18 protein-coding genes and 1 pseudogene are annotated in these 19,664 nt (G+C 62.9%); 6 read left to right on the top strand and 13 right to left on the bottom strand.

All coding sequences use genetic code 11. The features are described from left to right. Nucleotides 1-110: 110 nt before the first annotated feature. Complete coding sequence (locus V8689_RS17920; RefSeq protein WP_056787183.1) at nucleotides 111-1,598, bottom strand: aldehyde dehydrogenase family protein; 1,488 nt, start codon at nucleotides 1,596-1,598, stop codon at nucleotides 111-113. A 236-nt stretch (nucleotides 1,599-1,834) separates the two neighbouring features. Between V8689_RS17920 and V8689_RS17915 the strand changes: the two genes are divergently transcribed. Further along, nucleotides 1,835-3,004 (top strand): p-hydroxyphenylacetate 3-hydroxylase oxygenase component, encoded by a 1,170-nt coding sequence (locus tag V8689_RS17915; protein ID WP_056787186.1) that lies wholly within the window; start codon nucleotides 1,835-1,837, stop codon nucleotides 3,002-3,004. Between the two features lie 56 nt (nucleotides 3,005-3,060). After that, nucleotides 3,061-3,534, top strand: a pseudogene (locus tag V8689_RS17910) (flavin reductase family protein); the annotation flags it as partial. A 32-nt stretch (nucleotides 3,535-3,566) separates the two neighbouring features. On the opposite strand, the gene V8689_RS17905 reads toward V8689_RS17910, so the two are convergent. After that, nucleotides 3,567-4,889: a hypothetical protein gene (locus tag V8689_RS17905; protein ID WP_056787189.1), complete on the bottom strand. Its 1,323-nt coding sequence runs from the start codon at nucleotides 4,887-4,889 to the stop codon at nucleotides 3,567-3,569. Between the two features lie 216 nt (nucleotides 4,890-5,105). Between V8689_RS17905 and V8689_RS17900 the strand changes: the two genes are divergently transcribed. From V8689_RS17900 to feaR, 3 genes are all read left to right on the top strand, one after another. After that, complete coding sequence (locus V8689_RS17900) at nucleotides 5,106-6,605, top strand: APC family permease (protein ID WP_003192412.1); 1,500 nt, start codon at nucleotides 5,106-5,108, stop codon at nucleotides 6,603-6,605. After that, complete coding sequence (locus V8689_RS17895; protein ID WP_056787191.1) at nucleotides 6,568-7,134, top strand: DUF3156 family protein; 567 nt, start codon at nucleotides 6,568-6,570, stop codon at nucleotides 7,132-7,134. Before V8689_RS17900 ends, V8689_RS17895 begins: the two co-directional genes overlap by 38 nt. Nucleotides 7,135-7,248: 114 nt before the next feature. Then, nucleotides 7,249-8,190, top strand: coding sequence for a transcriptional regulator FeaR (gene feaR / locus V8689_RS17890; RefSeq protein ID WP_056787194.1), 942 nt, complete (start codon nucleotides 7,249-7,251; stop codon nucleotides 8,188-8,190). A gap of 117 nt (nucleotides 8,191-8,307) precedes the next feature. Here the strand turns inward: feaR and V8689_RS17885 are convergent, their stop codons facing one another. The 5 genes from V8689_RS17885 to V8689_RS17865 form a co-directional block, all read right to left on the bottom strand. Then, the gene (locus V8689_RS17885; RefSeq protein WP_056787198.1) at nucleotides 8,308-9,063 is read right to left on the bottom strand and encodes an SDR family oxidoreductase; all 756 of its coding nucleotides are present in this window, start codon (nucleotides 9,061-9,063) and stop codon (nucleotides 8,308-8,310) included. Beyond that, on the bottom strand, nucleotides 9,053-9,856 hold the full coding sequence (locus V8689_RS17880; protein WP_056787200.1) for an SDR family NAD(P)-dependent oxidoreductase: 804 nt from the start codon (nucleotides 9,854-9,856) through the stop codon (nucleotides 9,053-9,055). Before V8689_RS17880 ends, V8689_RS17885 begins: the two co-directional genes overlap by 11 nt. Continuing rightward, on the bottom strand, nucleotides 9,849-10,670 hold the full coding sequence (locus V8689_RS17875) for a molybdenum cofactor biosynthesis F family protein (RefSeq protein ID WP_056787203.1): 822 nt from the start codon (nucleotides 10,668-10,670) through the stop codon (nucleotides 9,849-9,851). The genes V8689_RS17880 and V8689_RS17875 overlap by 8 nt, the downstream gene beginning before the upstream one ends. Nucleotides 10,671-10,683: 13 nt before the next feature. Next, nucleotides 10,684-11,049 (bottom strand): cupin domain-containing protein, encoded by a 366-nt coding sequence (locus tag V8689_RS17870; RefSeq protein ID WP_056787204.1) that lies wholly within the window; start codon nucleotides 11,047-11,049, stop codon nucleotides 10,684-10,686. Nucleotides 11,050-11,183: 134 nt separating this feature from the next. After that, nucleotides 11,184-12,482, bottom strand: a complete 1,299-nt coding sequence (locus V8689_RS17865) for an NAD(P)/FAD-dependent oxidoreductase (RefSeq protein ID WP_056787207.1) — start codon at nucleotides 12,480-12,482, stop codon at nucleotides 11,184-11,186. Nucleotides 12,483-12,689: 207 nt separating this feature from the next. Here V8689_RS17865 and hpaR point away from each other — a divergent pair, with 207 nt between their 5' ends. Continuing rightward, entirely contained in the window at nucleotides 12,690-13,112 is a 423-nt protein-coding gene (gene hpaR, locus V8689_RS17860) for a homoprotocatechuate degradation operon regulator HpaR (RefSeq protein ID WP_056787210.1), read from the top strand. Between the two features lie 659 nt (nucleotides 13,113-13,771). On the opposite strand, the gene hpaI is transcribed toward hpaR, so the two are convergent. From hpaI to hpaE, 6 genes are all read right to left on the bottom strand, one after another. Next, nucleotides 13,772-14,572 (bottom strand): 4-hydroxy-2-oxoheptanedioate aldolase, encoded by an 801-nt coding sequence (hpaI, locus tag V8689_RS17855; protein WP_056787213.1) that lies wholly within the window; start codon nucleotides 14,570-14,572, stop codon nucleotides 13,772-13,774. 16 nt (nucleotides 14,573-14,588) lie between these two features. Then, nucleotides 14,589-15,392, bottom strand: a complete 804-nt coding sequence (gene hpaH / locus V8689_RS17850) for a 2-oxo-hept-4-ene-1,7-dioate hydratase (RefSeq protein ID WP_056787216.1) — start codon at nucleotides 15,390-15,392, stop codon at nucleotides 14,589-14,591. Nucleotides 15,393-15,403: 11 nt separating this feature from the next. After that, nucleotides 15,404-16,708, bottom strand: coding sequence for an MFS transporter (locus V8689_RS17845; protein WP_056787218.1), 1,305 nt, complete (start codon nucleotides 16,706-16,708; stop codon nucleotides 15,404-15,406). 88 nt (nucleotides 16,709-16,796) lie between these two features. Next, the gene (locus V8689_RS17840; protein ID WP_056787221.1) at nucleotides 16,797-17,189 is read right to left on the bottom strand and encodes a 5-carboxymethyl-2-hydroxymuconate Delta-isomerase; all 393 of its coding nucleotides are present in this window, start codon (nucleotides 17,187-17,189) and stop codon (nucleotides 16,797-16,799) included. Nucleotides 17,190-17,204: 15 nt separating this feature from the next. Continuing rightward, the gene (hpaD, locus tag V8689_RS17835) at nucleotides 17,205-18,062 is read right to left on the bottom strand and encodes a 3,4-dihydroxyphenylacetate 2,3-dioxygenase (protein ID WP_003192392.1); all 858 of its coding nucleotides are present in this window, start codon (nucleotides 18,060-18,062) and stop codon (nucleotides 17,205-17,207) included. Nucleotides 18,063-18,202: 140 nt separating this feature from the next. Next, on the bottom strand, nucleotides 18,203-19,663 hold the full coding sequence (gene hpaE / locus V8689_RS17830) for a 5-carboxymethyl-2-hydroxymuconate semialdehyde dehydrogenase (protein WP_056787224.1): 1,461 nt from the start codon (nucleotides 19,661-19,663) through the stop codon (nucleotides 18,203-18,205). Nucleotide 19,664 lies beyond the last annotated feature (1 nt).

The raw sequence follows: 19,664 nt of genomic DNA, 5'->3' as shown, positions 1-19,664 counted from the left end.
TTTTTTGTAGGAGCGAGCTTGCTCGCGAAAAAACCATCGCCGCCGCCTTTATTCAGGATGCACGCGTTATCGTTGACGTTTTTCGCGAGCAAGCTCGCTCCTACAGCCATTCAATACCGAATCATCACCGATTTAAGCTCGGTGTAATCCTCAATAAACGCACTGCCAAACTCCCGCCCAAGCCCCGAAGACCGGCTGCCACCAAACGGCACTGCCGGGTCGAGCAAGGTGTGCATGTTCACCCACACGGTGCCAGCCTTGACGGCCGGGATCATGCGCAGGGCCTTGCCCAGGTCATTGGTCCACAGGCTGGCGCTCAAGCCGTAGGGCCCGTGGTTCATCATGGCCAGCAATTCGTCTTCATCGTCGTAGGGCAGGAAGGTGGCGATGGGGCCGAAGGTTTCTTCGTTGAGCAAAGTGTCGTGCAGGTGATTGGCCAGGATCACGGTGGGTTCGATGTAGCAGCCAGGGCGGTCGATGAGGTGGCCGCCGTGGATGATCGTGTTGTTTTCGGCGCGGGCCTGGTTGAAGTAGCCGAGCAGTTTGTGTTGGTGTTGCTGGTGGGTCACGGGGCCGAATTCGGTGTGTTCGTCCAGGGGCGAGCCGATGGTCAGGCGGCTGAGGCGTGCCTTGAGCTTTTCCAGCACGGCGTCGATCTGCGAGCGGTGCACGAAGAAGCGTTCAGCCGCCGCGCAGATTTGCCCAGAATGCAAGAAGCCCGCTTCGATGATGCCATCCACCGCTTTGTCTACATCCATGTCGCGCAGGAAGCCGGCGGCGTTCTTGCCGCCCAGTTCCAGGGTCGCGCGGGTGAGGCCTGCGCCCATGGCACTGCGGCCCACCGCAATACCGGTGGGCACTGAGCCGGTGAACGACACCTTGTGGGTGCCGGGGTGTTCCACCAGCCCCTTGCCGACATGGCCGCCACCGGTCAGCACGTTGAGCACGCCCGCCGGCAACCCGGCGTCGATGGCCAGTTCGGCGATGCGCAGCAGGGTCAGCGGCGTGAATTCGCTGGGCTTGATGATGATGCTGCAGCCGGTTACCAGCGCCGAGGCGAGCTTCCAGATGGCGATCATGGTCGAGAAATTCCACGGCACAATGCCTACCACCACGCCCACCGGTTCGCGCAAGGTGAAGGCGGTGTAGCGTTCGCCATTGAACGAAGGCAGCGACGGCGTGAGGGTCTGGCCACTGAGCTTGGTGGCCCAACCTGCGTAGTAACGCAGGAAGTGCGCGGCCTGGTCGACCTCAAAGGCGCGGGAAATCTGGATGATCTTGCCCGACTGGCAGGTTTCGATCTGCGCCAGTTCTTCGCGGTGGTGCTCCAGCAGGTCGGCCAGTTTCAGCAGCACGTTGCCACGAATGGCCGGTGCGGTCTGTGACCACAACTGGAAACCCCGGTTGGCGCAAGCGACCGCAGCGTCGATATCCGCCAGGTCTGCGTCGGCCACATCGGCGATCACCTGGCCGGTGGCGGGGTTGGTCACGCTCAGGCGTGCATCGGCGTGGCTGCGCACACTGGCGCCGTCGATGAATAGCCCATGACGGCGGCGCAAAAAGGCTTCGACGTGAGGCAGCAGCGGGATATCGCTCATGGCAGGTTCCTGGCAGTTCACAAAAGAAAACTCGAGGTTAACCAACGCGCAGGTACGCGGCTTGACTGTGCCTGCCAGGTTTTATGCCTGTGCCTGCCGTGCCTGTGAAAAGTACAACCTTGCCTGCCGAACGTGCATGTTGTGCTGGCGCAAGCCGGTCGATACTGGCCCTGCATCCCGCGCCGTTCCACGATTTGGAGCGCCTGCCGGACTTCCAATAATAAGCAGGGCCGTCCATGAAAAAGCCAAACCCGCTCCTCGAAGACCTCAAGCCTCTTCTGCCTGCCATTGCCGCCAACGCCAGCCGTGCCGAACAGTTGCGCCAAGTGCCGGATGAGAATATCGCGCTGCTCAAAAGCATCGGCCTGCACCGCGCCTTCCAGCCCAAGGCATTCGGCGGCCTGGAACTGTCGCTGCCCGAATTCGCCGACTGCATCGCCTTACTCGCCGGCAGTTGCGCCAGCACCGCCTGGGCCATGAGTTTGTTGTGCACCCACAGCCATCAACTGGCGCTGTTCTCGGCGCAGTTGCAGGAGGAAATCTGGGGCGCCAACCCGGATGCCACGGCCAGCAGCAGTATCGCGCCGTTCGGCCGGGTGACCGAGGGCGAGGGCGGCGTGTACTTCAGCGGCGAGATGGGCTGGAGCAGCGGCTGTGACCATGGCGAATGGGCGATTGTCGGCTGCCGTCGCCAGAATGCCGAAGGCACCCAGGACTACTGCTTTGCCGTGCTGCCGCGCAGTGACTATCAGATCCGCGATGACTGGTTTGCGGCCGGCATGAAAGGCAGCGGCACCAAGACCCTGATCATCGACAACGCCTGGGTGCCGGAGCACCGGATCCAGAAGGCCAAGGACATGATGGAAGGCAAGTCCGCAGGCTTTGGCTTGTACCCAGACAGTCAGATTTTCTACGCGCCGTACCGGCCGTATTTCGCCAGTGGTTTTTCCACCGTCAGCCTCGGCGTGGCCGAGCGCATGCTGGAGGTGTTCCGCGAAAAAACCAAAAACCGCGTACGTGCCTACACCGGGGCTGCCGTCGGCGCCGCGACCCCGGCGCTGATGCGCCTGGCCGAGTCCACCCACCAAGTGGCCGCCGCCCGGGCGTTTCTGGAAAAGACCTGGCAAGACCACGCCGAACACAGCGCCGCCCAACGCTACCCAACGCGAGAAACCCTGGCGTTCTGGCGCACCAACCAGGCCTACGCCACCAAGATGTGCATCGAAGCGGTAGACCGCCTGTTCGCCGCCGCCGGTGGCAATGCCTGGTTCGAACACAACGAAATGCAGCGCCTGTTCCGCGATTCCCATATGACCGGCGCCCATGCGTACACCGACTATGACGTGTGCGCGCAGATCCTCGGCCGTGAGCTGATGGGCCTGGAACCCGACCCGAGCATGGTGTAGCCGCGTTTTCCCTACAACAATCAGGGCGGCCCATAGAGGCCACCCGGGAGTCTTGCATGTCTGACGTATTCGACCCACGAGCCTTTCGTCGCGCCTTGGGCAACTTCGCCACTGGCGTGACCGTGGTTACCGCCGCCACCGCCTCCGGGCGCAAGGTGGGCGTGACCGCCAACAGTTTCAACTCGGTGTCCCTTGACCCGCCGCTGGTGCTGTGGAGCATCGACAAACGCTCCAACAGCCATGCGGTGTTCGAGGAGGCCAGTCACTTTGCGGTGAATGTGTTGGCGGCGGACCAGGTGCATCTATCCAACAATTTCGCGCGCCCCCGTGAAGACCGCTTCGCCCTGATCGAATACGAGCCGGGGGAGGGTGGCTCGCCGGTGTTCGCCGATTGCTCGGCGCGTTTTCACTGTGAGAAATACCAGCAGGTGGACGGCGGTGACCATTGGATCATGATCGGCAAGGTGGTGGCCTTTGATGACTTTGGCCGTGCGCCGCTGCTCTATCATCAGGGCGCCTATGCCGAGGTCCGGGCGCTGCCTCCGTGCGCGCCCGAGGCGGTTTAGAACGGCACGGCGACCACCAGTTGGCTGTAGACATTGGTGCCGTTGCCACCGACCTGATTGCCGCCGTTTTCGGCTGATTTATTCGGTTTGTACAGGCCGAGCAGCGGCGTGATGATCAGGTGCTCGTTGACGGCCCATTCGGCATACAGGTCTAGTTCGCGGCCATCCAGATTGGGTTGGTCACGGGTACTGACGGTGTTGTAGTCGAAGAACAGCGCCCCAAGGGTGACGTTCTCCAGTGGCTTGACCTTGAGCGCCACGTGCTGCACGGCGGTGTTGCTGTTGAAGGGGCCGGAATAGTTGCCCGCCACTTCGCCTTGCACCCAGGTGCCGTAGCCACGGTTGAAACCTGAGAACATGCCGTCCCAGTTCTTCGAATAACGGGCGTAGCGGTAGGTCAGGTCCGGTGACCACGGCAGGTTGGCGAAGGTGTAGCCGGCTTCGGCGTAGCCGGCATTTTCCTGGCCGTCGCGACGGCTTTGGCGCGCCAGTTCGAAGGCGAAGTGCGCGTTGTCGATACCGGCACTCCCGGCGCCGCGCAGGCTGTAGAGGTTCATGCCTTTGCGCTGGCGCTGCAGGTCGGTGGCGAAGCGCTCATCCACATCGATCCCGTGAATGTAGGTCAGCCCCAGGGTGCCCGGCGCGGCAGTGTATTCCAGGGTGCCGGCGGCCATTTCGGTGAGGGCCTGGGCGCGGTTGTCGGACTTGATCCACATCAGGCTGCCATGCACGCCGTCCTTGCCGCCCAGGCGAATCACCGCCGTCTTATCGAAGGCATGGCGCGCGGCGATGTAGTAGGCGCCGCCGCGATTGAACTCGCCATCGCCCACACCATTGCCCAGGTTGGGGCCGTCGTCGTTAAGGATAAAACCGTCGCCGAGCATGATGATCTGGCGACCGAACGACAGGTCCAGGCCGTCCTTGCCCAGCGCCGGTAACAACTCGCCAGAGCGCCAGCCGGCAAAGGCCTCGTCAAACTTGGTGGTGCGCTCGGTGCCGTTGGTGAGCCCTGCCGCATCGCCATCGCCCCAGGTACCGGAACTCACCAGGTTGGCCGTGCCATACACGCCGCCCAGGTGGCCCAGGCTTTGTTCGACGCTCAAACCGTACTTGATGAAGGCTTCGCGCCAGGTGGAGCCGCCGCTGCGCCCATCGTAGTTCTTCGGGCTGTTGAACATACCGTACACGGCGAGGAAGTTGCCGGTGACCTGGGTGTCGGCGTCGGCATACAACTCGATGGCCTGCGCCTGGCCCACCAGCAGTGCCACGCCCAGGCCGACCGCCTGGCGCAGGCGGCGGTTTTTCAGTGTGTGCTCCATTGTTATTGCCCCCATCTTGGTTAAGAGTGAGGGCGCATTAGGGCGAGCGGTATGAGGCCAAGTCTTTTCCCTGCGTGCCAGGCAATTGACTCTGGCCGCCAGGCCACACGCCCTGGCAGGCAGCAACAAAACCGGCGGCAGACAGGGGCAAGACGATCAACGGGAGTGGGGCGCAGAGTGCCGACACATTAAAAAAACCGCTTCGAGGACCCCTCCATGTCGATCAACGACCGACTCACCGCACACCTCAACCGGGGCACGGTAGGTTTTCCCACTGCGTTGGCCAGCACCATCGGCCTGATCATGGCCAGCCCGGTGATCCTCACCGCCACCATGGGCTTTGGCATCGGTGGCAGTGCGTTTGCCCTGGCGATGCTGATCGCCGTGGTGATGATGCTGGCCCAGGCCACCACCTTCGCCGAGGCTGCCTCGATACTGCCCACCACCGGTTCGGTGTACGACTACATCAACTGCGGCATGGGCCGGTTCTTTGCGATCACCGGGACCTTGTCGGCCTACCTGATCGTGCATGTGTTCGCCGGCACCGCCGAAACTATCCTCGCCGGGGTCATGGCCCTGGTGAACTTCGAACACCTCAATACCTTGGCTGAGTCGGCCGGCGGCTCGTGGTTGCTTGGCGTCGGTTTCGTGCTGGTGTTCGGTGTGCTGAATGCCTTTGGCGTCAGCGCATTTGGCCGCGCGGAGATCATCCTGACCTTCGGCATGTGGACCACCCTGATGGTGTTCGGCGTACTGGGCCTGATCGCCGCGCCGGCGGTGCAGTTGGATGGCTGGTTCGGTGAGTCGCTGGTGGGCACCGACCTGGTCACCGTGCTGTCGCTGGTGGGCATGGCGATGTTCATGTTCGTGGGCTGCGAGTTCGTCACGCCGCTGGCGCCGGACCTGCGCCAATCGGCCAAGGTGATGCCACGGGCGATGATGCTCGGGCTGATGGGCGTGGCCACCTGCATGTTCATCTATGGCGCGGCGATGAAGCGCCAGGTGGAAAACGTGGTGCTCGATGCGGCTTCCGGTGTGCACCTGCTGGACACGCCCATGGCCATCCCCCGGTTTGCCGAACAGGTGATGGGGCAGATCGGCCCGTTGTGGCTGGGCATCGGTTTTCTGTTCGCTGGCGCTGCGACCATCAATACCCTGATGGCCGGCGTGCCGCGCATTCTCTACGGCATGGCGGTGGATGGCGCCTTGCCCAAGGTGTTCACCTACCTGCACCCGCGTTTCAAGACGCCGCTGTTGTGCATCCTGGTGGCGATGTTGATCCCGTGTCTGCACGCGCTGTACCTGGGCGGCAACACTGACAACATCATGCACCTGGTGCTGGCAGCGGTGTGCGCGTGGAGTTTCGCCTACCTGTTGGTGACGCTGTCGGTGGTGATCTTGCGCATTCGGCGTCCGGACTTGCCTCGGGCCTATCGCTCGCCGTGGTTCCCGCTGCCGCAGATCGTCTCCAGCATCGGCATCCTGCTGGGCATGTGGTTTATCACTCCGCCCGGCATGAACCCGGCGGACATCTACGTGCCGTTTGGTGTGATGCTCGGGGTGACGGCCACCTATGCGCTGTTCTGGACCCTGGTGGTGCAGAAGGTCAACCCCTTCAAGCCCGCCTGCGTGGAAGAGGTGTTGGCCAAGGAATTCAGCCATGAACCGGGGGTTGCCCATGACGGTTATAACGACTTTGCGGCAAAAACTGTTTGAGCTGTTTCGTGCCGACCGCGCACCCAGCGGGTACCAGCCGGGGGTGACCCTGGCTCACCTGCGGCGTGATCTGGGCCTGGCCACCCTTGAAGTGGACGGTGTGGCCTTCGAGATTGTCGAGCGCACCGAGTCGCAGCTGTTGATGCATCTGGTGCTGACCGAATGTGTCCTGCGCGTTCCTGCTGCAGCGGGTGGCACCGCCCGCTTTGAGGTGCACCATGGTGGCGCGATCCGGCGCAGCGGTATTCATGTGCGGCGCCGCGCGGGCAACCAGGCACTGGGCCGTGAATTACAGGCGCGTTTACAGGCGGACAGTGCGTTGTTCCAGGCGTTGATGCCGCTGGATTTCAAGCGCCTGCGCATCGAGCTGCACGACCAGCAATGGTGCGTGCGCCTGGAGCATATGGGTGGCAGCGAGGTGGTCAACCGTATGCCGGCGTTCCGGCGCTACATTGCGTTGAGCGCCGAGCAACGCGGGTATCTCTTGGCAACCCTGGCCGGGTTGAGGCGGGTACTGTCGGGTCTCTGATTGGCATCATTAGTGCTTCTGCAAAGGGCAAACAGGTTTGTTGTTGCGTGCATATAGATAACATGTTAACTATTACACCAGAACAACAAGAATAACGCCACTGCGGAGACACCCATGAGCATCCCACAGCATGCACCCGACGGGCTCGACAGCTGGAACCGCGAACTGCGCGCCGCGTGCGGCCACTTCGATACCGAACTGGCTTTCAACCGTTCGCTGTTTATCGGCGAGATCCACAACCTGTCGCGTGGCCTGGCCATCCTGCGCACCAATGCCGGGCTGATCAGGCGCCCGACGCACCACGCCGACCATGACAACGACCAGGAATGTTTCCTGGTCAGCCAGCGCAGCGGCTATTCGCAAATCACCCAGAACGACCAGACGGTGCAACTGGCCCCCGGCGAAATGCTGTTGATGGACTCGGTGGGCGCCATCGAAATTACCCCCTTCGGCCTGATCGAACACGCCTCGCTGTCCTTGCCGCGCACTGCGGTGTGCAAGCACCTGGGTGGCCAGGCGCGGGCCTTCGGCAAGATCTCCTCGACCAAAGCCTGTGGGCGCATGCTGCATGTGCTGATGGACCAATTGTGCAAGGACGATACCGACGAAGACGCCACGCAAGTGGAAGCGCTGCAAGCGGCGTTCGTCTCGCTGTTGGGTTCGGCGTTGGAGCAGGGCGATGAGTGCCGCGAAGGCGTGGCCGCGTTGCAGGGCAATAACCTGCGCAGTTATGTGCAGAAGGTCATCGACGAGTCGCTGAGCCAGCCAGGCTTGAGCCCGATCGGCCTGGCCAACCGCCTGAATATCTCGGTGCGGCACCTGTACCGTTTGTTCGAAGAACAGGACGACAGCGTCTGCCGCTACATCCAGCGTGCACGGCTCAAGCGCAGTGCGGATGACTTGACCAACCCGTTTCTGCGCAGTGAGTCGATTACCTCGATTGCCTACAAATGGGGCTTTACCGACTCGGCGCATTTCAGCCGCTCGTTCAAGAAGCAGTTCGAGGTGTCGCCCAAGGATTTTCGTTCGAGCCGGTTGCAGGCGGTGCAAGCGTGATCGTTCCCACGCTCCGCGTGGGAACGCCGCCCAGGACGCTCGGCGTCCCGCCCCAGAAGTCGTGACGCGGAGCGTCACAGGATGCATTCCCACGCAGAGCGTGGGAACGATCGGGTGTCAGGTTTCGGGAAGGGTAGCGCCGCCGTCCACCACCAGCGTCTGCCCGGTGATATAGCCCGCCAGGTCGGAAGCCAGAAACACCATGGCCCCGGCAATATCCGCCGCTGCGCCCAGGCGTCCCAGCGGCACACGGCGGGCGATGCTGTCATTCACGGCCGCATCGCCCAGGTTATCCATCGCCGGGGTGGCGATCATGCCGGGCTCCACGCCGTTGACCCGCACATTCAACGGCGCCAGCTCCAGCGCTGCGTTGCGGATAAACCCATTCACCCCGGCCTTGGACGCCGCATAGTGGCTCAGCCCCGGATAACCCACCCGGTTGCCGGTGACCGAAGACGTCACCAGCACGCAGCCCCGGCCTTGCGCACGAAACCTCGGCAGCGCTGCCTGGGTCAGCCAGAACAGCGCCGACAGGTTCACCGCCAGGGTGCGCTCCAGAATCGCTGGGGTGATGTCGGCAAAGGCGGTCAGCGGAAAGTACCCGGCGTTGTGCACCAGCACATCCAGTTGCGCCAAGCCTTGGACGCAAGCGAACACTGCTTCGGCATCCGCCAGGTCAACGCCAACGGCTTCAACGTGATGCCCCTGCGCGCACAACCCGGCAGCCACGGCTTCAGCCTGTTCAAGCAGGCGGTCGGCAATCACCACCCGCGCGCCGCGTTCGGCAAAGGCCTGGACGATGCCCAGGCCAATGCCCTGGGCGCCGCCTGTGACCAGCACGAGCTGGCCGCTGAAATCCAGGTCATTCGTCATGGGCAGGCTCCAAACGCGTAAACGCCAGCGTCGGCACGTCGACGATGCTGGAGCCACCGTCCGCCACCAAGGTGGCGCCGGTGATGATCGAGGCGTCGTCGCTGGCCAGGAAGCGGCACACCTTGGCGATCTCGTCGGCATGGGCGGCGCGCCGCAGCGGTACATCGGCACACACACGCGCATAGGCCTGCTGCAAGGTCTCGCCGTACGCCTCCATCAACGGCTGCATCTCGGCGTCGGCCATCGGCGTGTGCACCCAGCCTGGGCACACCGCGTTCACCCGCACGCCATGGGGCCCATAGTCACGGGCCAGCGAGCGGTTGAGCCCGAGCAGCGCATGCTTGGCAGTGGTGTAGCCACACACCTCGGGGCCTGCTGCCAATGAGGCGATGGAGCCAATCAGCACCATGTTCCCGGCGCTTTCCTGCAACAGCGGCAGGCAGGCGCGAGCGCTGTAGAACGCACTGTCGAGGTTGCTGCGCAGCGCGCCTTCCCAAGTAGCGAGGCTGGTCTGGGTCGCGCTGCCCAGCCCGTGGCCACCGGCACAGGCCAGCAGCACATCGAGGCGCCCGAAGTGGGTGCGGATTTGCTGGATGAAACCGTCCCAGGTGTCCGGGCAGGCGGCATCGCCCACCAGGATCAGCCCGCCGGTGTCCTGCGCCACCTGTTCCAGTGGCACACGACGCCGACCGATCAGCACCAGATGCGCGCCTTCCTGTGCGTACAAGCGTGCGCAGGCGGCGCCGATGCCGGTGCCGGCCCCGGTGATCACCACCGTGCGCGGCTCAGTCACGGGGGTACTCCGTGTGGTTGAGCACCTGGCAATAGGAACTGATCGGGAAGTTCGACAGCGCGTCGAAGGACGCCCCGGCATAGCCGAAGATCTTGCCGTCGCTGCGGTGCTGTTGCAGGTCGATCAGCACCAGGCCGAGGGTCGGCACGATCTTCTCCTGCCAGACGAACAGGTACAGCTGTTCGGCGATCTTGTAGTAATGGCAGCGGTCGGTGTCGCACAGGCCTTTCTCCACGCCCTCAAGGCATTGCCAGGCGTAGAACCGCGGGTTGAGGTAGATGTGCTCGTAGACCTCGCTGGGGCTGTAGCGATAGTGGTTGCGCAGGCCGACCAACTCTTCGGTGGGGGCGTGCAGGCAGTGGCCGTCCTGCCACGGCCGGTCGAGGCTGCCGTGGAGGAAGTCGACCTGTACCGAGGTCAGCGGCTTGCCGGCCAGGGCACGGTGGTACAGGCCTTCGTGGGTCTCTGCCGGTTCTGGCATACGGCCAATCACGGCGGTAAAGGAGGCATTTGGCGTGTCCAGCACCAGGCTGATCGACCAGCTTTGCCCAGCCTCGTGCTTGATAAAGTCCACCAGGTACAGGCCCGGGCGAATCGAGCTGGCGCGGTAGGCGGCGCTGCCGCTGGAGTGGCCATCGGCGGCGTGCCAGGCCAGGCGCTCCTGTTCGAAGCGGTGTTCGATCTGCCAGCCATTGGCAAAATGCAGGGTGAAGGTCTGGCCGGCCAGGTCGGCCAGGTTCGGCAGAATGAACGCCTCAGGCGCAAACCCCTCAGCCAGGGCGCCTACGGTGATCCAGTCAGATGAATTCGACATGGCAACACCTCCCTTACACGACGGCGAAGTAGTGTTTGACGAAACTCTCGCTGACCACTTCCCACAGCACGGGCGTGCCCTTGGTTACGAACCAGCTGTCCCCGGCCTTGTAGCGGGTGGACTGGCCGGTGGATTCATCGGTGAGTACCACTTCGCCGGTGACTATCGTGGCCTGTTCGGCGAACGGGTAAACCATCCGGAACTTGCCCTGGGTGGTGCCGAAGTACGCACTGCTGACCGCATCGGTGGGCGCGCCGAAGGTCATCTTGCCGAAGGCGCGTACTTCGCCTTCGAGGATTTGCGAGCCGAGGTCGGCCACGGTGCCCCAGGCGTCGAGTTCCGACAGCTGGACGTTGTGTTTGATAGCGGTAAGGGTCATGGCAGATGCTCCTGATAAATACGAGATTTTTGTAGGAGCGAGCTTGCTCGCGAAGAACGTCATGACAGCGCGATTTACCTGAAGGCCCGCGTTATCGTTGACGTTTTTCGCGGGCAAGCCCGCTCCTACAGGGGTTAGCGGCGACCGTTCCAGTAGCCGGAAAGTTGGTGCCAGGATTTGCCCGCCGTCAGCAGCAGGGGGCGAATCGCGTCCTTGCCGATGATGGTGGGGCGGGGGATCGAGCTGACCAGGTCATAACGCGCCGAGCCTTCGCTCATGCCTTCGGCCAGTACCTTGCAGATGATGTGGCTGGGGGTGACGCCAAAGCCGGAATAGCCCTGCACGAAAAACGCATTGCTGCGCCCCGGCAAGGTGCCCACCTGCGGGAACAGGTTCGGGCTGCACGCCATTGGGCCGCCCCAGGCCAGGTCGATTTTCACGTCCTTGAGGTAGGGGAAAATCTTCAGCATCAGCTGGCGGTTCCAGGCTTTCAGATCGCCTGGAATGTGCTCCACCAACGGCGTGGCGGCGCCGAAGAGCAGGCGGTTTTCGTTGGTCACGCGGTAGTAGTCGATCACCGGGCGGATATCGCTGTAGGCCCCACGGATCGGGCTGATGCGCTGGATCAACTCCTCGGACAACGGCTCGGTCATCATCTGGAACGCGTAGGTGTTGATGGTCGAACGGTGCAGTTCCGGCTCCAGCTTGTTGAGGAAGCTGTCACAGGCCCACAGCAACTTGCTGGCGCGTACCGAACCGCGACCGGTGCGCACGGTGATGCGCTCGCCATAGCTGACTTCCAGGGCCGGGCTGTTTTCGAAGATCTTCACACCATGGCTGACCAGCGCGGTGGCTTCGCCCAGCAGCAGGTTCAGTGAATGCACATGCCCGCCGCCCATGTGCAGCAGGGCGCTGGTGTAGGCGGTGGAGCCGATGATCTGCTGCACGTCGGAGCCGCCGAGAAAGCGGATTTCGTGCTGGCTGTTGATCGACTTGAAGTCCTTCTCCCAGGCACGCAGGGTTTTTTCCTGGCGGGCGTTGAAGCCCATGTAGCCGTAGCCGTGGCAAAAGTCCGCGTCGATGTTGTACTTGGCGATGCGGTTCTTGATGATGTCGGCGCCCAGGTCGCTGATCTCGAACACTTGGCGCAGGCCGTCTTCGCCCACGTCCTTCTTGATCTTCTCCAGGTCATGGCCGATGCCCGCCATGATCTGCCCACCGTTGCGGCCCGTGCCGCCAAAGCCCAGGTAGCGCGCTTCGAGCACGACGACGTTGGTGATGCCTTTTTCCGCCAGCTCAAGGGCCGTGTTGATCCCGGAAAAGCCGCCGCCGATGACCACGACGTCTGCGTCGATATCCTGTTCCAGGGTGGGGAAGCTGAGGTTGTATTTCTTGGTGGCGGTGTAGTACGTGGGGGTTTCGATGTTGATCATGGCGCAGCCTGAAAAAGTGAAGGAAGGCGCTAAAGCGGATGCCTCCATTAGGGCCCTTGGCGGGCTGGAAGTCTTGATCCTGCGTGCCCGGGTTTTTGATTCAGCGCGCCATGGGCGAGGGCACATACAAGTTATAGCGCGCTCGCCGGCCGGGAATGTTAGAGTTTCGTTAAACTATTAACTAAATACTTCGTGACCCTGAGCCCTATGTCCACACCTCGACAATCCCTGACCCTGGCCTTGCTGCAAGCGCGCGAGGCCGCGATGAGTTTTTTCCGTCCTTCCCTGAATGAACACGGCCTGACCGAACAGCAATGGCGCATCATCCGCATCCTTGAACAGCACGGTGAGTTGGAGATCTATCAACTGGCGGAACTGGCCTGCATTCTCAAGCCGAGCATGACCGGCGTGCTGGTGCGCATGGAAGCGGCCGGCATGGTGCACCGGCGCAAGGCCGAACAGGACCAGCGCCGGGTGCTGATTACCCTGGCGGACAAGGGCAAGGCGAGTTTCGAGTCCATGAGCCAGTGCATGGAGGCCAACTACCAGCGTTTGCAGGATCAGTTGGGCGCAGAGAAATTCCAGATGCTGTTGGGGTTGCTGGATGACTTGAAGAACATCAAGCGCTGACTCGATTGCTGAACCACCACCGATCAACTGTGGGAGCTGGCTTGCCTGCGATAGCGCCGGGTCAGCTGGCTTATTTGTCGCTGATGCACCGCTATCGCAGCATAGGTATCTACACAACTTCGGCGCGACGCCGAACCTGTGGCGAGGCAGCTTGCTCCCGTGACGACCTGACAGCCGACGCCTATCTACCTGACGCCCCGCGCTCAAACTGTGGGAGCTGGCTTGCCTGCGAAGACGGCCTGACAGCTGACCTGGATGTTGGATTTGACCGCGTACATATCCGTTATTTAGGTAACGGCCACTTAGGGTTCCGCCCTGACGGCGGCTCACTTTTGAAAAGCGCAAAAGTAAGCAAAACGCTCTTGCCCCACCACTCGGCACCTCGCTTAGGCTCGGTGTGCCCGAACACAGGCTTGAATCCGTGGGCCGCCGCCACGCGCCATCCATGGCGCGGGGCGGCTAACCCGGCGTCCTGCCGGGTTACCCACGAATTCAAGCCTGCGTTCGGCCAGCGTGGTTTAACGGGGCGCCTAAGATCAAAAGCAGATCAAGATCAAGAGCGGCTCGCTTCGCATCGTGGTTACCGGTGGCTGCGGGGAACTGCACAGTTGTGTAGATACCTATGGCAATCGCAGGCAAGCCAGCTCCCACATTGAATCTCAGTAGACGCCACCGGTATGGGTAGCCTCAGGCACGTCTTTGAACTTCCCGGCCAGGCTCTGCAGCCCCCGCATCAACACCGTGGTATCGACCCCCACCGCCACGAACGTCGCCCCCAACGCGATATAGCGTCGTGCGAGATTTTCATCCGCACTGAGAATCCCTGCCGCCTTACCCGCCTTGACGATACGCACGATGGCATCCTCAATCGCCGCCTGCACTTCAGGATGCCCAGGGTTACCGCGATGGCCCATCGACGCGCTCAGATCTGCCGGGCCGATAAACACTCCATCCACGCCGTCGACGGCGGCGATGTCGTCCAGGTTGGCCAGGCCCTCGGCGTTCTCAATCTGCACCAGCAGGCACATCTGCGCATCGGCCCGGTCGAGGTAATCAGCGATGCTGTTCCAGCGCGAAGCGCGGGCCAGGGCGCTGCCGACCCCGCGAATACCCTGGGGCGGGTAGCGCAGGGCGCGCACCAGTTCCCGAGCCTGGGCGGCGCTTTCCACCATCGGCACCAACAGCGTCTGCGCGCCGATATCCAGCAGTTGCTTGATCAGCGCCGTCTCGCCGATCACCGGGCGAATCAACGCCTGGCTGGGGTAGGGCGCGATGGCCTGTAATTGCGCGAGCATGTCTCCCAACTGGTTGGGCGCATGTTCGCCGTCGATCAGCAGCCAGTCGAAACCGGCGTTGGCGGCCAGTTCCGCGCAGTAGGCGTTGGCAAGGCCCAGCCACAGGCCGATCTGTACGTCGCCGTTGTGCAGGCGTTGCTTGAAGTGGTTGACAGGCATGTCCATGACAGCACTCCTGGGTTCAGACGAAGCGGCAGGCAATCGAGCCGAGCAGGTCGTAGTCGACGTGGAAGGTATCGCCAGGGCGGGCCGCGACCGGGCGGGTAAACGAGCCGCCGAGAATCACCTGGCCGGGCAGCAGAGTGACGTCATAGGGCGCCAGCTTGTTGGCCAGCCACGCCACGCCTTTGGCCGGGTGGTTGAGCACCGCCGCCGACACCCCGGACTCCTCGATCACGCCATTGCGATACAGCACCGCCGGCACCTTGCGCAGGTCGATCTCGGTGGGGCGCACGGCGCGGCCACCGAGCACCACACCGGCATTGGCGGCGTTGTCGGAGATGGTGTCGAACACCTTGCGGGTGGCGTTTGTCTGCGGGTCGACCTGCTGGATGCGGGCGTCGATGATTTCCAGCGCCGGGATCACCCATTCGGTGGCGTCGAGTACATCGAACACCGTGCAGTTGGGGCCCTTGAGCGGCTTGCCGAGGATGAAGGCCAGTTCCACTTCAACCCGTGGCACGATGAAGCGCTCGAAGGGGATGTCGCTGCCTTCGTCGAAAAACATGTCGTCGAGCAGGGCGCCGTAATCGGGTTCGGTGATATTCGACGACACCTGCATGGCCCGAGAGGTCAGGCCGATCTTGTGGCCCTTGAGCGTGCGCCCGGCCTTGATCTTTTGCGCGACCCATTCACGCTGGATGGCGTAGGCGTCTTCGATCGTCATGCCGGGGTAGTCGAGGGAAAACTGGCGCACCTGTTCGCGGCTGCGTTCGGCGCGGTCCAGGTTTGCGGCAGCCGCGAGGATTTGCTGGGAGTCGAGCATGGCAACGGTCTCTAGTGTGGGTTGACGATGGCGGCCTGGGTGCGCAGCACCAGCAAGCCACCGAGGGCGATAAACAGGGCGAGTACGTACAGGGCCAGGCTGGCGCTCTGGGTGGCGTCGCGCATCCAGCCGATCAGGTAGGGCGCGAGGAACGCCGCGATGCTGCCGAACGAGCTGATCATGGCGATGCCCGCCGCCTGGGTGGTGTGGGAGAGAAACGCCGGCGGCAGTTGCCAGAACATCGGCAGCGCGGCACTGGCGCCCATGCCGGCGACCACCAGCCCGCTCATCACCAGCAGCGCATTGCCGGGCGCCAGGCCCGCTACGGCGATACCGAACGCCGCCATCAGCAATGGCACGCACAGGTGCCAGCGGCGCTCGCGGTGGCGGTCGGACGAGCGCCCGCAGCCGAGCATGAAGAAGCAGCCGGCCAGGTACGGCACGGCGCTGAGCAAGCCGACCTGGCTGTCACGGCCGATGCCAGCGCCATGGATCAGGGTGGGCATCCAGAACGCCAGGGTGTTGACCGCCAGCATCACCGCAAAGTACACCGCCACCAGCAGCCACACCTGCGGGTCACGCAGGATGCCGCCGAATGAGGTGATGGTCTTGCGCTGTTCCTCGTTGCTCAATTGGGTGCGCAGTTGCTGTTTTTGCTCGGCGCTCAGCCAGTGCACCGACTCGAAACTGTCCGGCAACCACTTGAGCACCACCAGCCCCAGCAGCACCACGGGCGCGCCTTCGATCAGGAACATCCACTGCCAGCCGCGCAGGCTGCCGACGTCGTGGAAGTTCTCCAGGATCGCCCCGGAAATCGGCCCGCCCAACACCCCGGCCATGGGCACCGCAATGGCAAACAAGGCAGTGACCTGGGCGCGACGGCGTGCCGGGTACCAACGGTTGAGAAATACCAGGATCCCGGGGAAAAACCCGGCCTCGGCCACCCCCAGCAAAAAGCGCAGCACGTAGAACCCGCGCGCGCTCTCCACCCACAGCATGCCGGTGGAGAGCAGGCCCCACACCACCATCAGGCAAGCGATCCAGCGCCGTGGCCCGACGCGGTCCAGGGCGATGTTGCTGGGCACGCCGAACAGCGCGTAGGCGATGAAGAACAGGCCGGCGCCGAAGCCGTACACGGTGTCGCTGAAGTGCAGGTCGCTGCTCATCTGCATCTTGGCAAAGCCGATGTTGATGCGGTCCAGATGGGCAAACAGGTAACACACCAGCAACAAGGGCATCAGGCGCCAAGTCACCAAACGATGGGTGCGGTCGTGCTCGGCAAGCTGCAGGCTTGCAGTGGAATGGGCTGTGCTCATGGTGGTGTTCTTTTTGTTGTTGTAGGAGCGAGCTTGCTCGCGAAAAACGTCAACGAAAACGCAGCGCGCTTGGATCCGCGGGGCCGTTTCAGTTCGCCGGGTTGTTCAAAAACGCGTGCACATTGTTCTGCTTGAAGTTGAGCTGCGGGTGCAGCTCTATCATCTCGAACGACAGCGCCAACAAGCGCTGCGCCTGCAGCTGGGCGAAGTGCTCGGTAATCACCGCGAACACTGCTTGGGCGACGGCCTCGCGGGTTGCCAGGTCGCGCCCATGGCCAACCTTGAGGGTCATGTGCACAAAGGCATAGTCGTGCTTGCCGTCGGCCATGCGCCAGGTGTCCAGGCGCACGCCGCGACTGCGAATGCCGCCCAACGGAAACACGCCGCTGTCGCCCAGCACGCGGTGGACTTTTTCAAACAGGCCGGGCAAATCGGCCTGCGGTTCGAGGTTGTCGGTGTACTCAGCGATAAAGTGCGGCATGGGGCTCTCCCAGGGTTAAAGCGGGAAAATCGCGTTGATCTGGCCGGTGCCCGAACTGCCGAACGGCGGCGTGATGATCTCGGCCGGCTTGGCATAATCCGGCCCACCCAGCAGGCCCAGGAGCATGGCGGTGTCGTGCATCTTGCCTTCGCCAAAACAGTGTTCGGCGTAGTCGGGCAACATGGCGCAGAACTCCTTGAAGCGGCCTTGCTTCCACATTTCCACGACATGCAGGTCCACCTGCTTGTCGAATTCGCGGGTCCAGTTGTGGATATTCGCCTCAGCCTCGCGGTCGTCCGAGAACCGATGGGACAGCGAGCCGGAAGCGAGCACCAGCACCTTGCGGTCGCTCTTTTCAATCGCCCGGCGCACGGCGGCGCCGAAGGCGAAGCTGTCTTCCAGGCGATGCCAGGCGCACCAGGCGGCGATGGAAATCACCTTGAATTTCTCTGCGTCGGGTACGCCCATGTGCATGTAGCGCATGGGCACCAGGGTGCCGTATTCCAGCTCCAGGCTCGGGATGTTATGGGCCATGCTGCGCACGCCGGCCAGGTTGGCTTCGGCGGCGATCAGCTCCCCCAGTTCGGGGCAGCCGGGGTAGGCGTAGTCCATGTTCTTGATGAAGTGCGGCAGCTCGTTGCTGGTGTAGGTGCCCTGGAACTGTTCACCGCAATTGACGTGATAACCGCTGTTGACCAGCCAGTGCACGTCGAACACCACCGCCGTGTCGGCCCCCAGTTCGCGGGCACGCCGGCCGATTTCCTTGTGCCCGGCAATCGCCGCTTCGCGACAGCCGTGATGCTTGCCGGGCAGTTCCGACAGGTACATCGACGGTACGTGGCAGATCTTCGCTGCCAGAACCACTTCGCCCATGATGACTCTCCTGAATAATTGTTTTTTTGTAGGAGCGAGCTTGCTCGCGAAAAACGTCAACGATAACGCAGCGCTTCAGTTAGCCAGCGGTGCCTGTGGGTGCTTCGCGAGCAAGCTCGCTCCTACAGGCAATGCGGGCTTCAGACGCCCCAGCGCGGAATGTGATGACTGCCCATGGAAATACACACGTTCTTGATCTCGGCAAACACTTCGAAGCTGTACTGGCCGCCTTCACGGCCGGTGCCCGAGCCTTTGACCCCCCCGAACGGCTGGCGCAAATCCCGCACGTTCTGGCTGTTGATAAATACCATGCCCGCTTCGATACCGCGCGCCAGGCGGTGGGCCTTGCCGATGTCCTGGGTCCAGATGTAGGAGGCCAGCCCGTATTCGGTGTCGTTGGCCAGTTGCAGGGCCTCGGCTTCATCCTTGAACGGGATCAGGCACACCACCGGCCCGAAGATTTCCTCCTGGGCGATGCGCATCCGGTTATTCACGTCGGCAAACACCGTGGGCTGGATAAACTGGCCGCGGCTCAAGTGCGCAGGCAAGTTGGCCGGGCGCTCCAGGCCGCCGGCCAGCAGCGTGGCGCCTTCTTCCAGGCCGATCTTGATATAGCCGGTGACCTTGTCGTAATGGGCCTGGGTGATCATCGAGCCGACCTGGGTGTTCGGGTCCTGGGGGTCGCCGACGATCAGGCGCTTGGCCCGCGCCGCGAACTCGGCGACAAATTGCGGGTAGACGCTTTCCTGAATAAAGATCCGGCTGCCAGCGGTGCAACGCTCGCCGTTGAGGGAGAAGATCGTGAACAGTGCGGCGTCGAGGGCGCGTTCCAGGTCGGCGTCTTCAAAAATCAGCACCGGCGACTTGCCGCCCAGTTCCATGGAGTACTTTTTCAGGCCGGCGGTCTGCATGATTTTCTTGCCGGTGGCGGTGCCGCCGGTAAAGGAAATCGCCCGCACGTCCGGGTGGCGCACCAGGGCATCGCCGGCGGTGGCGCCGTAGCCCTGGATCACATTGAGCACGCCGTTGGGGATCCCGGCTTCCACCGCCAGACGCCCCAGTTCATTGGCGGTCAGCGGCGACAGCTCCGACATCTTCAACACCGCCGTATTGCCCAGCGCCAGGCACGGCGCGGTCTTCCAGGTGGCGGTCATGAACGGCACGTTCCACGGCGACACCAGCCCGCACACGCCTACCGGCTGGTACAGGGTGTAGTTGAGCATCTGGTCGTCCACCGGGTAGGTGTGGCCGTCCATGCGGGTGCAGACTTCAGCGAAGAAATCGAAGTTGTGCGAGGCACGCGGGATCAACACGTTCTTGGTCTGATGGATCGGCAGGCCGGTGTCCAGGGTTTCCAGCTCGGCCAGGTGGGGCACGTTCTGTTCGATCAGCTCACCCAGTTTGCGCATCAAGCGTGCGCGCTCTTTGGCTGGCGTATTGGCCCACTTGGGAAACGCCGCCTTGGCCGCCGCTACCGCTTGCGCAACTTCTTCGGCGCCGCCGCTGGCCACTTCGCCGATGGCCTCGCCGGTGGCCGGGTTGTAGTTGATAAAGGTGTCTTTGCTTTCGACCTCACGGCCGTTGATCCAGTGTTTGATCATG

Origin of the sequence: Pseudomonas sp. AK181 (assembly GCF_051122975.1) — a bacterium.
Classification (GTDB): Bacteria; Pseudomonadota; Gammaproteobacteria; order Pseudomonadales; family Pseudomonadaceae; genus Aquipseudomonas; species Aquipseudomonas lactis.
The sequence above is the reverse complement of the archived record's forward strand: the minus strand, read 5'-3'. Positions and strand labels throughout refer to the sequence as shown.

Excerpts from the sequence above, each read along its gene's own strand:
- hpaD (WP_003192392.1), bottom strand. The coding sequence starts at position 18,062 with ATGGGCGAAGTGGTTCTGGCAGCGAAGATCTGCCACGTACCGTCGATG.
- feaR (WP_056787194.1), top strand. The coding sequence starts at position 7,249 with ATGAGCATCCCACAGCATGCACCCGACGGGCTCGACAGCTGGAACCGC.
- hpaH (WP_056787216.1), bottom strand. The coding sequence starts at position 15,392 with ATGCTCGACTCCCAGCAAATCCTCGCGGCTGCCGCAAACCTGGACCGC.
- V8689_RS17905 (WP_056787189.1), bottom strand. The coding sequence starts at position 4,889 with ATGGAGCACACACTGAAAAACCGCCGCCTGCGCCAGGCGGTCGGCCTG.
- V8689_RS17840 (WP_056787221.1), bottom strand. The coding sequence starts at position 17,189 with ATGCCGCACTTTATCGCTGAGTACACCGACAACCTCGAACCGCAGGCC.
- V8689_RS17845 (WP_056787218.1), bottom strand. The coding sequence starts at position 16,708 with ATGAGCACAGCCCATTCCACTGCAAGCCTGCAGCTTGCCGAGCACGAC.
- hpaR (WP_056787210.1), top strand. The coding sequence starts at position 12,690 with ATGTCCACACCTCGACAATCCCTGACCCTGGCCTTGCTGCAAGCGCGC.
- V8689_RS17885 (WP_056787198.1), bottom strand. The coding sequence starts at position 9,063 with ATGACGAATGACCTGGATTTCAGCGGCCAGCTCGTGCTGGTCACAGGC.
- V8689_RS17920 (WP_056787183.1), bottom strand. The coding sequence starts at position 1,598 with ATGAGCGATATCCCGCTGCTGCCTCACGTCGAAGCCTTTTTGCGCCGC.
- V8689_RS17875 (WP_056787203.1), bottom strand. The coding sequence starts at position 10,670 with ATGTCGAATTCATCTGACTGGATCACCGTAGGCGCCCTGGCTGAGGGG.
- hpaE (WP_056787224.1), bottom strand. The coding sequence starts at position 19,663 with ATGATCAAACACTGGATCAACGGCCGTGAGGTCGAAAGCAAAGACACC.
- V8689_RS17870 (WP_056787204.1), bottom strand. The coding sequence starts at position 11,049 with ATGACCCTTACCGCTATCAAACACAACGTCCAGCTGTCGGAACTCGAC.
- hpaI (WP_056787213.1), bottom strand. The coding sequence starts at position 14,572 with ATGGACATGCCTGTCAACCACTTCAAGCAACGCCTGCACAACGGCGAC.
- V8689_RS17865 (WP_056787207.1), bottom strand. The coding sequence starts at position 12,482 with ATGATCAACATCGAAACCCCCACGTACTACACCGCCACCAAGAAATAC.
- V8689_RS17895 (WP_056787191.1), top strand. The coding sequence starts at position 6,568 with ATGACGGTTATAACGACTTTGCGGCAAAAACTGTTTGAGCTGTTTCGT.
- V8689_RS17900 (WP_003192412.1), top strand. The coding sequence starts at position 5,106 with ATGTCGATCAACGACCGACTCACCGCACACCTCAACCGGGGCACGGTA.
- V8689_RS17915 (WP_056787186.1), top strand. The coding sequence starts at position 1,835 with ATGAAAAAGCCAAACCCGCTCCTCGAAGACCTCAAGCCTCTTCTGCCT.